This window comes from Caballeronia sp. ATUFL_F2_KS9A (assembly GCF_023630765.1).
Taxonomy (GTDB): domain Bacteria; phylum Pseudomonadota; class Gammaproteobacteria; order Burkholderiales; family Burkholderiaceae; genus Caballeronia; species Caballeronia zhejiangensis.
The window spans coordinates 207,456-218,988 of record NZ_JALQEK010000033.1 but is presented as its reverse complement, the minus strand read 5'-3'; the positions used below and the strand labels follow the sequence as shown (position 1 = coordinate 218,988).

Below are 11,533 nucleotides of genomic sequence, written 5' to 3'. Positions count from 1 at the left end.
CGTTGCCGCCACCGCCGTTGCCGCCACCGCCGTTGCCGCCACCGCCGTTGCCGCCACCGCCGTTGCCGCCACCGCCGTTGCCGCCACCGCCGCTGCCACCACCGCCGTTTCCACCACCGCCGTGACCGCCGCCACCATTGCCGCCGCCGTTGCCGCCACCGCCATTGCCACCACCACCGTGACCGCCGCCGCCACCGCTACCGCCGCCGCTTCCACCACCGCCGTGACCGCCGCCGCCGCCACCGCCGTTGCCACCGCCTTGACCGCCGCCACCGTGACCACCGGCTGCGCCGCCATTGCCGTTACCGCTACCGTGGCCGCCAGGCGAACCGTTGCCATGGCCGCCGTCGCCATGACCGCCGTCTCCGTGACCAACTCCGCCATGACCGCCGTCGCCATGACCATCGCCGTGGCCGTCGCCATGGCCATCGCCGTGACCGTCGCCATGCCCTACGCCGTGTCCATCGCCGTGTCCATCCCCGTGGCCATCACCGTGTCCGTCGCCGTGGCCATCACCATGACCATCGCCGTGGCCATCACCGTGTCCGTCACCATGACCATCGCCGTGGCCATCGCCATGACCATGACCGTGGCCATCACCGTCACCATCGCCGTGGCCATGTCCATGACCGTGGCCATGCCCATCGCCGTCGCCGTCACCATCGCCATGCCCGTGCCCGTGACCATGGTGCCCATGTCCACTCGAATCGCCGCCCGAGTCCCCGCCGGAGTCGCCACCGGAATCTCCAGCGCCCTGACTGCCGTTACCTGTTCCACCCGATCCTGTGCCGGTTCCGGTGCCTCCGCCGCTCGTGCTTCCGCCAGCCCCCGCCGTCGCGCCCGGACCGCTGCTGGACGAGCCTTGACCGCCGCCCGCACCCGCACCCGCACCCGATCCCGAGCCGCTCGAATTTCCGCCGCCCGAAGCCGCTCCAGGCGATCCCTCGCCACCGCGACCGCCCTCGAGCAACGGCACGACCGCCGACACCGTTTCGACGGTCGGATCCGTCGTCGGCGATACGCGCGTCTGCGAGTCCGCCGCCGCAACCATCATCACGGCGCTCGTGCCGAGCGGCACGCATCCCTCGGAAGTCTGGTTGCAAGGATTCCCCGTCGTTTGCGCGGACGCGAAATTCGACATGGCCGCCGCGATCACGATGACGCTGAGTTTGATCGCAGTATTCAATTTGAATTTTTTAGGATTGCTCATTTGTGCCCCTTGTAGTGTTTCTTCGCCACGCGTCGGATGCAGAGTCGAACGCGATGTGGGGCAAGAATGACAGGCTGTACGGTGCGTTCTGTGCGGTAATTAACCGGGCGCGAGGGCGTCGTCATTTCGCGCAGTGCGCGAGCGCTCAGAGAACGTTTGCGGACGGCCGGAAGCGTCGTAAGTTCATACGCTCGTCCCGGTCTTGCACGTCAGAATCGCGCGCAGGCGCGGCGGCCAGCCAGCAGATGCATCGCATGTCGATGAATCTTCGCGATGCCGAATGTCACGCGTATCGCGCACCCGTTGCTGGCTTCCGTAGAAAGGTGAATGTAGGCTATCTGTATGGATGCGAAGCGTCAAACGCGCTCTGTGCCGTAGACCGCACTCCAAGCGCACGACCGGTCAATCGGACGGGGATATCGTCTCTATCCGCTGATCAAAGACCGGGATCGAGATTGGCGCAAATTTGAACTAGAGTTATTTATCGTTCGCTTTCCTGATCTATTGCATAGACGCGCGCGCATTCGTCGAAGCAAAGCGCGCAGCCAAGCATCCGACGAATCAGAACACGAACGCAAGATCGACAAGCCGGCCCAGTGTTGTTCATAAGACTTAGGAATACCAAAGAACGGCGGATCGATGCGTCAGCCGACACATCGTATCTTTCAACCGGAGGGTGTCATGAAGAGATCGAAACGAGTCGCGTGCGTGGAGGCGACGGCGCTTGTCGCTCTGTCGATGGCGAGCGCAGGCGTCGCTCATGCAGACGACGAAGCCGTGGTGAATCCGAATCCGGCGGCATCGCGCGAGGCGCCGGCGGATCTGTCGAATCTTAAGCCGGTCGTCAATGTGCTCGCGCCGCCGGACACATCCGCGATCATGCCGGAAACCAGCGCCGGGCCTTATACGCCGGGCGTCAATACGCCGGCCGGCATCGTGAGCAATGCGCAGACGAGAGCGTATGGCACCTTCGGCATACCCTATTCGACCGGCCGCGTGCAGGACGGCAACCAGAGCGCGGCGGGCACCACGAGCGCGAACTATCTCAGCACGACGTATCCGTATCGGGCGATCGGCAAGCTCACCTTCAGCGCCGGCTACTGCACCGCGAGCCTGATTCGCAGAAGTGTGATCGTCACGGCGGCGCACTGCATCCAGAGCTTCGGCAGCGGAAGTTCGCTGTTCTCGAACTGGCAATTCCGCCCCGGACACTACGGCGCGTCCGGCGCCACGTCTGCTCAGATCGCGCCTTATGGAACGTGGAACTGGGCGGCGCTCGTGCGGCCATCGGCGTGGGCGAACGGCACCGATACCGGCTCGGGCTCGGCGCGCAACAACGACATCGCCGTCATCGCGATCGCGAAGAACGCGTCGAATCAGTTTATCGGCGATATCACCGGCTATTTGAGCTATGGCTGGAACAACTATTCCTTCATATCGTCGCCGAAGACCGGGAATCTTCAGACAGCCGCCGTCACGACCTTCGGCTATCCGACCTTGCTCGACGGCGGCGCGATCATGCAGCGCACCGATGGCCCGGCCTATACGACGACCGTGAGCGGCGCATCGCAACTCTGGCAGGGCAGCAATCTCACGAGCGGCGCAAGCGGCGGACCGTGGATCGTCAACTTCAGGCCGCGCGATGCCGTGCTTTCCGGGGGCGCGGTCATCGGCAATGCGTCGAATCTGTCGATCATCGGCGTGACGTCTTGGGGCTCGTCCGATCCGAACGCGATAAAGGACAACTATGCGTCGCAGTTCCGTCAGAACACGCAGTATCCGAACGCGACTTATGGCAATTACGGAGCAGGCAACATCGCGTCGCTGCTGAACACGCTGTGTTCGACCGCCGCGCCGGGCGGCGGCACGTACGCATCGCAGGGATATTGCAACTAGGCCGGTCGCGGTGGCCCGTTCGCTTCGAACGGCGCGCGGGCCACTTCGCCTTTTCCGACGAATTCGCTGGAGCATGCCTCAAACGCCCGTAGAATACGAAGCGAACCGGCTTCTCACTTCATCGGCAGCATCGCTCAGGCATGACGAAAGACGACACCACTCACGTCCGCGCACACGGCGCATCGAGCAAGCGCAAGCGGCTCGGCCGCCCGGCGGGCAGTATCAATCAACGTGAGAACATCCTCGACGCAGCCGAGGTCGATTTCTCGCAGCGCGGTTACGCGGGCACATCGCTCAAGGAAGTGGCCGCGTCGTGCGGCGTCACGCAGGCGCTCATCACGTATTACTTCGGCACCAAGCAGCAGCTTTTCGAGCAGGTGTTCCTGCGCCGCGCGATGCTGATCTCCGAAGAGCGCGTGACGCTGCTCAATGAACTGATCGATGGAAAAGAGGCGAACGTGCGCGATATCGTGCGCGCGTTTCTGCTGCCGCTCGTCGCGCTGCGCAAGACGGACGGCGGCCGCGCGTTCATTCGTCTGCAGGCGCGCCTGCACACGGAGCCGCCCGAAATCTCGTACAGCTTGCGCAGCACCGCTTACGGCGATTCGACCGATGCCTACGTCGAAGCGCTGCGCGCCGCGCTGCCCGGCCTGCCCGCGAAAGATCTCTACTGGCGTGTGACCATGATGATCGGCGCGTATCTCTACGCGTTCTCCGACACGCATCGTCTCGACGTGCTCGCCAAGGGCGCGTGCGATCCGTGGGACGCGAACGAAACGCTGGAGCAGTTGACGAACTTCATCGTCGGCGGTCTGGAGGCGCAGGCGAGCGCGTCATCTCCGGCCAGCGCGAAGAAGGTCGCGAAGCCGAAGACGACGCGCTCCGCACGCGCCGCATAAAAGCAAGGTTCAGCGCCGCAAACCGATTTCCATCGACTCGATCACTTGCGCGATGGTCGAATGCATCGATGCGAGCGTCGCGCCGGGCAAGTCCGACGATGCCGTTTCGCCGATCATGTCGCGCAATGTTTCCTGCACATCCGCCGATGCCTGTTGCGGCAACGCCGCCGCGATCACGCTGAGCGCGGCGGTGAGGCCATGCAGCTTGCCGGTCAACACTTCCAGTTCCTGACTCATCTTTGCTTCCTGTCGTTTCAAAGAGATGATGCGGACCGCGCGTCGTGCGCGGCCCGCGAGAATCACGCGCGTTCCGTCTCCGGGTGCGCCTTCAGCTTGACGAACAGCGCGATGCCCGCGATCACCGAAGGCACGGCGAGCAGCGCGAACACCGCCGGCAGGCCGAGCTTCCACTGCGCGAACAATCCGCCGAGCGCGACGCCCGCGATGCCGCCGAAGCGCCCGACGCCGTACATCCACGAAACGCCGGTTGCGCGGCTTTGCGTCGGGTAGAACATCGCGGCGAGCGAGGGCATCGACGATTGCGCGCCGTTCATCGTCGTGCCGGCGAGAAAGATCAGCGCGCTCACGAGCCCGATGCTGCCGATCGCCTGCCCGACCACGAAGATCAGCACGGCGGTCAGCAGATAACCGAGCATCACGACGACGTTCGCGTTCCAGCGATCCATCAGCCACCCCGATGCGATCGTGCCGATGCCGCCGCCGAGCGGAAAGAGCGCGGTGAGCAGCGCGGCGCGCTCGGGCGTGAAGCCGGCTTCGTTCATGAGCAGCGGCATCCAGCTCATCAGCAGATAGAAGATGACGAGGCCCATGAAGTACACGAGCCACAGCATCAGCGTGCCGACGACGAAATTGCGCGAGAGAATCGCGCCGACCGACGATTTCGCGTGCGTTTGCGTGCGCTCGGACAGACGAAACGAATCGATGCGCGCGAGATCGAGCGGCGCGATCCTCGAAAGCGGCGCCCAGATTTTCTCTTTGGACGCGCCGCGCTTGACGAGATAGCGCACCGATTCCGGAACGAGCATCGCGACGAACAGCGCGAGCACGAGCGGCACCACGCCGCCGACGACGAAAAGGCTATGCCATCCGAATGCGGGAATCAGCCACGATGAAATGAAGCCGCCGAGCGCCGCGCCGACCGTGAAGCCGCAATACGTCGTATTGACGATGATCGAGCGGCTCTTTGCCGGCGCGTATTCGGAGACGAGCGTGATCGCGTTCGGAATCGCCGCGCCCAGACCGATGCCGGTCAGAAAGCGCAGCGTGACGAGCGATTCGACCGAGCCGCAGAACGCGGTCGCGAGACTCATCGCGCCGAAGAAGGCGGTCGCGGCGATGAGCACCGCGCGCCGACCGAAGCGATCCGCCGCCGGCCCGGAAACGACCGCGCCCGCCGCGAGCCCGAAGAGCGCGGCGCTTAGAACGGGCGCGAGCGCGCCCTTCGTGATGCCCCAGCCCTTGACGAGCGCCGGCGCGATATAGCCGATGGCCGCCGTGTCCATGCCGTCGATCAGCACGATCAGAAAGCACACGCCCATCAGTGTCCATTGAAAGCGCGAGAAGCGGTGCGCGTCGATGAACTCCTCGACAGGCACGCTCCCGCTCCACGCATCGCCCCGATCGGACGCCGTCGAATGCCCGGCGCGCGGCGGGAATGCCGGGCCGGTGTGAAGCTCTGCTTGCGACATGACCAACTCCTCGTTGTCGACGGCGCTTCGCCGTCCATTGTCACCAGGCCGGCGACATGCCGGTGTTCACGCGAAGCGGGGGCCCACCGGTTTCGACGCTGGTTTATTATATGTACCTATAATTAATAAACGCAATGCGGAAAAAAATAGTTCTCGACGCGCGATGAGCGGGCGCTCCGCACAGGCGTTCAGCGCGATGAAAGCATTCGAACGAATGTGCTGAAAGGAAGCGATGCGACGCTTCGCGAGCGCGCCGGAGGCCCGCTACGCGGCGCGGGCGAACCGGGTATCATGCGCAGCGGCTGAAACAAGAACTACAACTTTCGCGATCGTCGCCGTCGTGCGGGCCGCTTCCAGACATCTGCCCGGCACGCGACCTTCACGCCACATCGGAGCTGTTTATGCCATTGCGGTCCGGCGTCGACGAGGCCAGCTTTCGTCGCATCCTCTTTCGCAACATCGCGCTGCCGCTCGGAACGGGCGTCGTGACGGCCGTCGCGTTCGTCGCGCTCGTGCTGTATCTGCTGTCGGGCATCAACTGGGTCGAGCATTCGGAACGCGTGATCGGCAATGCGCAGGAAATCGGCCGGCTCGTCAGCGAGAAGGAAAGCGCGATTCGCGGCTATCTGATTACCGGCGACGAGAGCTTTCTCGCGCCGTATGACACCGCGAAGCCGAAGCTCAGCGCCGATATCGACACGCTCGCCGATCTCGTCTCCGACAACGCGCCGCAAGTCGATCGCCTGATTCGCATTCGCGCCTTGCAGACGCAGTGGGACAAGGTCGCCGACGAGCTCATCGATGCCCGCCGCCGCGCGCAGGATTCCGTTCCGCTGGTGCGCGCGGGGCGCGGATCGGCCGAACGCGCGGAGACCGAGCGCGAGCTTTTCGCGTTTCTCAACATCGAGCAGGCCTTGCGGCTGCAGCGCGTGGAATCGGCGAAACAGCTCACGACGATCACCGTCGTCGTCTTCCTGATCCTGAGTCTCGCGCTGTCCGTGATTCTCGCGATCTTCGGCAGACGCGAATTGATGCAGCTTTCCAGCGCGTTCGGCGCGGCGATCGGCGAGCAGGAACGGCAGACGCGCGCGCTTCAAGAACAGGCCTGGCTGCGCGAAGGGCAGACGCTGCTTGCAGAGAGGGTCATCGGCCGGCAATCGCTCGATCAGCTTTGTCAGACGATCCTCGATTTTCTCGCGGATTACCTGAAGATTTCGATGGGCGCGTTCTATGTGCTCGAAGCCGACGGCGCGTTGAAGCGCACCGCGAGCTTCGGCTTCGATCCCGACAGCGCGCCGGTTCCCGAATCGCTCGCGGGCGTGAAAAGCCTCGTCGGGCAGGCGGTGCACGCGCGCAAGCTGACGAGCATGAACGACGTGCCCGCCGGTTACTGGAAGGTGACATCGGCGCTCGGCGCGAGCGCGCCCGCGAGTCTCGCGATCGTGCCGATAGAGAACGAAGGCCAGGCGAACGGCGCCATCGAACTGGGCGCGATGCACAAGCTGACCGAACGCGACGAGCAGTTCCTGAAGTCGATTGCGGGGAATATCGGCGATTTCGTCGAGGCGGCGCAGTATCGCGAGCGCCTGCAACGCGTGCTCGAAGAAACGCAGCAGTTGAACGAAGAGCTGCAGATGCAGCAGGAAGAACTGCGCACGACCAACGAGGAACTCGAACAGCAGACGACCGCGCTTTCGCAGGCGCACGTTTATCTGGCGAATCAGAAGGCCGAACTCGAACAGACCAACGATCGGCTCGCGGAACAGGCGCGCGTGCTCGACGAACGCAACGTCGCGCTCAATGCCGCGCAGGGCGAACTCGAAACGCGCGCCGAAGCGCTGCAGCGCGCGAGCCGCTACAAGTCGGAGTTTCTCGCGAACATGTCGCACGAACTGCGCACGCCGCTGAACAGTTCGCTGATTCTCGCGAAGCTGCTGTCGGAGAACAAGCCCGGCAATCTGACGAAAGACCAGGTCAAGTACGCGCAGACGATTTACTCCGCGGGCAACGATCTGCTCAATCTCATCAACGACATTCTCGATCTCTCGAAGGTCGAGGCGGGCAAGCTCGATTTGCATATCGAGGACGTGCCCTTGCAGCGCATCATGGATTCGCTTGCGCGCACCTTCGATCCGCTCGCGCGGCAGAAGAAGCTCCGGCTCGAACTGCGCAACGATATCGACGACTATCCGACGCTCACGACCGATTTCCGCCGTCTCGAACAGATTCTGAAGAACCTGCTGTCGAACGCGGTCAAGTTCACGGATGCGGGCGCGGTCTCGCTCACGCTCAAGCGCGCAGGCGAGGGCGCGGTGCAGTTCGTCGTGACGGATACCGGCATCGGCATTGCGCCGGATCAGCTCGAAGCGATCTTCGAAGCGTTCCAGCAAGCCGACGGCACCACGAGCCGTCACTACGGCGGCACGGGTCTCGGCTTGTCGATTTCGCGCAGTCTCGCGCATCTGCTCGGCGGCGATATCGCGGTGCGCAGCGCGCAGGGCGCCGGCAGCACGTTCACGCTGACGATGCCGCTCGTCTACGGCGCGTCCGACGCGTTGCCGAGCGCCGTAGCGGAAGCGCCCGCGCCCGTGGTCGTCGAAGAAGAGGCGCCGATCGAAGCGCTCCACGTCATCGACGACGATCGCTTCGATGTCACGCCCGGCCGACGTCTCGTGCTCGTGGTCGAAGACGAGCCGGGCTTCGCGCAAGTGCTGCTCGATCTGGCGCACGAACTGGGTTATCGATGCATCGTGAGCGGCACGGCGCGCGAGGCGCTCAAGCTCGCGCAGGACAGCGCGCCCAACGCGATCCTGCTCGACATCGCCTTGCCCGACCGCTCGGGGCTCGTGCTGCTGCAGGAACTGAAGGCGAATCCGAAGACGCGGCACGTTCCGGTGCATGTCGTGTCGGCGTCGGACAGAAGTGAGGCCGCGCTGCATCTCGGCGCGATCGGTTACGCGGTGAAGCCGACGACGCGCGAGCAACTGACGGCGATTTTCCAGCGCCTCGAAGAGAAGAGCAGCCAGAAGATCAAGCGCGTGCTGCTCGTCGAGGACGATGCGCGTCAGCGTCAGAGCATCGTCGAACTCATCAGCGATACGGACGTGGAGATCACGCCGGTCGAGTTCGGCCGCGACGCGCTCGAACTGCTGAAGACGACGATCTTCGATTGCATGATCATCGACCTGAAGCTGCCCGATATGCAGGGCGGCGACCTCTTGCGCCAGATGGCCGCGATCGACGCGTATTCGTTCCCGCCGGTGATCGTCTACACGGGCCGCAATCTGACGCACGACGAGGAAGCGGAACTGATGCGCTACTCGCAGTCGATCATCATCAAGGGCGCGCGTTCGCCCGAGCGTCTGCTCGATGAAGTCACGCTGTTCCTGCACAAGGTCGAGACGGATCTTTCCGCGGATCGTCAGGCGATGCTGCATGTTTCGCGCTCGCGCGACCGCGTGCTGGATGGCCGCCGCGTTTTGCTCGTCGACGACGACATTCGCAACATCTTCTCGCTATCGAGCGCGCTGGAGCATCAGGGATTGAAGGTGGATATCGGCCGCAACGGTTTCGAGGCAATCGAGGCGCTCGACAAGAATCCGGACATCGACGTCGTGTTGATGGACGTGATGATGCCCGGCATGGACGGACTCGAAGCGACGCGGCGTATCCGCGAGGACGCGCGCTTCAAGAAGCTGCCGGTGATCGCGATCACCGCGAAGGCGATGAAGGACGATCAGGAGCAATGTCTCGCGGCGGGCGCGAGCGATTATCTGGCGAAGCCGATCGACATCGACCGGCTTTACTCGCTGTTGCGCGTGTGGATGGCGCGGCGCGTTTAGATATTCAGCGCGCGCTTGTCGACGGCGAGCGCCGCTTCGCGCATCACTTCCGACAGCGACGGATGCGGGTGGCAAATGCGCCCGATATCCTCGCTCGCCGCCTTGAACTCCATCGCGACGACGGCTTCCGCGATCAGATCCGACGCGTTTGCCGAGATGATGTGCACGCCGAGAATCTCGTCGGTTTTCGCATCGGCGAGGATCTTGATGAAGCCGTCCGTTTCGCCGATGCCCATCGCGCGGCCGTTGGCGAGCATCGGAAACTGGCCGGCCTTGAATGCGCGGCCTTCCGCCTTCAGCGCCTGCTCCGTCTGCCCGACCCACGCGATTTCCGGATGCGTGTAGATCACCCACGGAATGCAGTTGTAGTCGATGTGCGGCTTCTGCCCGTCGATGATCTCCGCGACCAGCACGCCTTCGTCCTCCGCCTTGTGCGCGAGCATCGGGCCACGCACGACATCGCCGATCGCGTAGACGTTCGGGACTTTCGTCGCGCAATGGCCGTCGACGGGAATGAAGCCGCGTTCATCGACCGACAAGCCGATGGAATCGAGACCGAGATCGTCCGTGTTCGGCACGCGGCCGATCGACACGATCAGACGATCCGCGTCGAGCGTCTGCGCGTTGCCGTCCTTGTCCTTGTAGGAGATCGAGACGCTCGAATCCGTCGTCTTCACGCCGTCGATTTTCACGCCGAGATGAATCGTGAGACCTTGCTTCTTGAAGAGCTTCGCGGCCTCCTTTTGCAGCGCGGAGTCGGTCGTGCCGAGGAATTCGGGCAGCGCTTCGAGAATCGTCACTTCCGCGCCCAGCCTGCGCCACACGGAGCCGAGCTCCAGCCCGATCACGCCCGCGCCGATCACGGCGAGCTTCTTCGGCACGGACGTGAAGGCGAGCGCGCCTTCGTTGTCGGAGACGATCTTGTTGTCGACCGGCACGTTCGGCAGATGCCGCGCCTTCGAGCCCGTCGCGATGATCACATGCTGCGCGGTATGCGTTTCACCGCCGACGTCGATCCTGAAGTTCGCGCCGTCCTTGCCCGCGAGCTTGCCGTGACCTTTGATCCAAGTGATCTTGTTCTTGCGGAAGAGGAACTCGACGCCGCCCGTGATCTTCTCGACGATCGCTTCCTTGCGGCCGACCATCTTGCCGACATCGACGGAAAGGTTGTCCAGGTTGATGCCGAGCTCGTCGAAATGGAGTTGCGCCTTCTCGAATTGCTCCGATGACGCGAGCAGCGCCTTCGACGGAATGCAGCCGACGTTCAGACAGGTGCCGCCGAGTTTCGGCTTGCCGGCGTGGTTGATCCATTCCTCGACGCACGCCACCTTGCGGCCGAGCTGCGCGGCGCGGATCGCGGCGATATAGCCGCCGGGCCCGGAGCCGATGACGATCACGTCGAAATCGGCCTTCTGACCTGACGCGGCGGCGGGCTTTTCAGGCGCAGGCGCCGGGGCAGACGCGGGAGCGGGAGCGGGTGCAGACGCGGGCGCCGATGCCGATGCCGATGCCTTCGCGTCCGTATCGATGACCGCGATGACTTCGTCCGCGTGAACGATGTCGCCTGCTTTCTTCAGCACTTCCACGATCGCGCCGGCCGATGGCGCGGGCACTTCGAGCACGACCTTGTCCGTTTCCAGCTCGATGAGGATTTCGTCCTGCGCCACGGTGTCGCCCGCATTTTTCTTCCACGGCAACATCGTCGCTTCGGTGACGGATTCGGAAAGCTGCGGAACCTTGACTTCAACCCTGGCCATTCAGATTCTCCTGTTGAGCAATTCGTCGCGATGGGAAATGTCCGGCTGCGTGCCTTGCGGACGCGGCCTTGTCCGGCCGGCCTGACGCGCCGAAGGACACAAGGATACGCCGTGTCCGGACCGCGCGCGCGGGATACGGCCCTCGACTCGCGCATCGCCTCGGCTCTGAGTCATCGTTATATTCGATGGTATATTGCGGAACACGAAAGCACGAGGTGAT

General features: G+C 63.9%; 7 protein-coding genes and 1 pseudogene. 3 read left to right on the top strand and 5 right to left on the bottom strand.

What is annotated here, in order from left to right:
* A pseudogene (locus tag NCS67_RS31945) lies at positions 1 to 447 on the bottom strand (hypothetical protein); the annotation flags it as partial.
* A 3-nt stretch (positions 448 to 450) separates the two neighbouring features.
* Positions 451 to 696, bottom strand: coding sequence for a hypothetical protein (locus tag NCS67_RS24100; protein ID WP_250436933.1), 246 nt, complete (start codon positions 694 to 696; stop codon positions 451 to 453).
* A gap of 1,195 nt (positions 697 to 1,891) precedes the next feature.
* Here NCS67_RS24100 and NCS67_RS24095 point away from each other — a divergent pair.
* Positions 1,892 to 3,106, top strand: coding sequence for a trypsin-like serine peptidase (locus tag NCS67_RS24095; RefSeq protein ID WP_250436922.1), 1,215 nt, complete (start codon positions 1,892 to 1,894; stop codon positions 3,104 to 3,106).
* Positions 3,107 to 3,246: 140 nt separating this feature from the next.
* Positions 3,247 to 4,005, top strand: coding sequence for a TetR/AcrR family transcriptional regulator (locus tag NCS67_RS24090; protein WP_250436920.1), 759 nt, complete (start codon positions 3,247 to 3,249; stop codon positions 4,003 to 4,005).
* 9 nt (positions 4,006 to 4,014) lie between these two features.
* On the opposite strand, the gene NCS67_RS24085 is transcribed toward NCS67_RS24090, so the two are convergent.
* Together NCS67_RS24085 and NCS67_RS24080 are read right to left on the bottom strand one after the other, a co-directional pair.
* Positions 4,015 to 4,242, bottom strand: a complete 228-nt coding sequence (locus tag NCS67_RS24085; protein ID WP_033536506.1) for a hypothetical protein — start codon at positions 4,240 to 4,242, stop codon at positions 4,015 to 4,017.
* Positions 4,243 to 4,304: 62 nt separating this feature from the next.
* Complete coding sequence (locus NCS67_RS24080) at positions 4,305 to 5,714, bottom strand: aromatic acid/H+ symport family MFS transporter (RefSeq protein ID WP_008349153.1); 1,410 nt, start codon at positions 5,712 to 5,714, stop codon at positions 4,305 to 4,307.
* A gap of 401 nt (positions 5,715 to 6,115) precedes the next feature.
* On the opposite strand from NCS67_RS24080, the gene NCS67_RS24075 reads away from it, so the two are divergent.
* Positions 6,116 to 9,556 carry a response regulator gene (locus NCS67_RS24075; RefSeq protein WP_250436917.1) on the top strand — a complete coding sequence of 1,147 codons (3,441 nt, stop codon included), beginning with the start codon at positions 6,116 to 6,118 and terminating at the stop codon, positions 9,554 to 9,556.
* Here NCS67_RS24075 and lpdA read toward each other — a convergent pair.
* Positions 9,553 to 11,313, bottom strand: a complete 1,761-nt coding sequence (gene lpdA, locus NCS67_RS24070) for a dihydrolipoyl dehydrogenase (RefSeq protein ID WP_250436915.1) — start codon at positions 11,311 to 11,313, stop codon at positions 9,553 to 9,555. The genes NCS67_RS24075 and lpdA overlap by 4 nt on opposite strands.
* Between the last annotated feature and the right edge of the window lie 220 nt (positions 11,314 to 11,533).

Coding starts and splice junctions, on each gene's coding strand:
- NCS67_RS24100 (WP_250436933.1), bottom strand. CDS start 696: ATGGGCACCATGGTCACGGGCACGGGCATGGCGATGGTGACGGCGACG.
- NCS67_RS24095 (WP_250436922.1), top strand. CDS start 1,892: ATGAAGAGATCGAAACGAGTCGCGTGCGTGGAGGCGACGGCGCTTGTC.
- NCS67_RS24090 (WP_250436920.1), top strand. CDS start 3,247: ATGACGAAAGACGACACCACTCACGTCCGCGCACACGGCGCATCGAGC.
- NCS67_RS24085 (WP_033536506.1), bottom strand. CDS start 4,242: ATGAGTCAGGAACTGGAAGTGTTGACCGGCAAGCTGCATGGCCTCACC.
- NCS67_RS24080 (WP_008349153.1), bottom strand. CDS start 5,714: ATGTCGCAAGCAGAGCTTCACACCGGCCCGGCATTCCCGCCGCGCGCC.
- NCS67_RS24075 (WP_250436917.1), top strand. CDS start 6,116: ATGCCATTGCGGTCCGGCGTCGACGAGGCCAGCTTTCGTCGCATCCTC.
- lpdA (WP_250436915.1), bottom strand. CDS start 11,313: ATGGCCAGGGTTGAAGTCAAGGTTCCGCAGCTTTCCGAATCCGTCACC.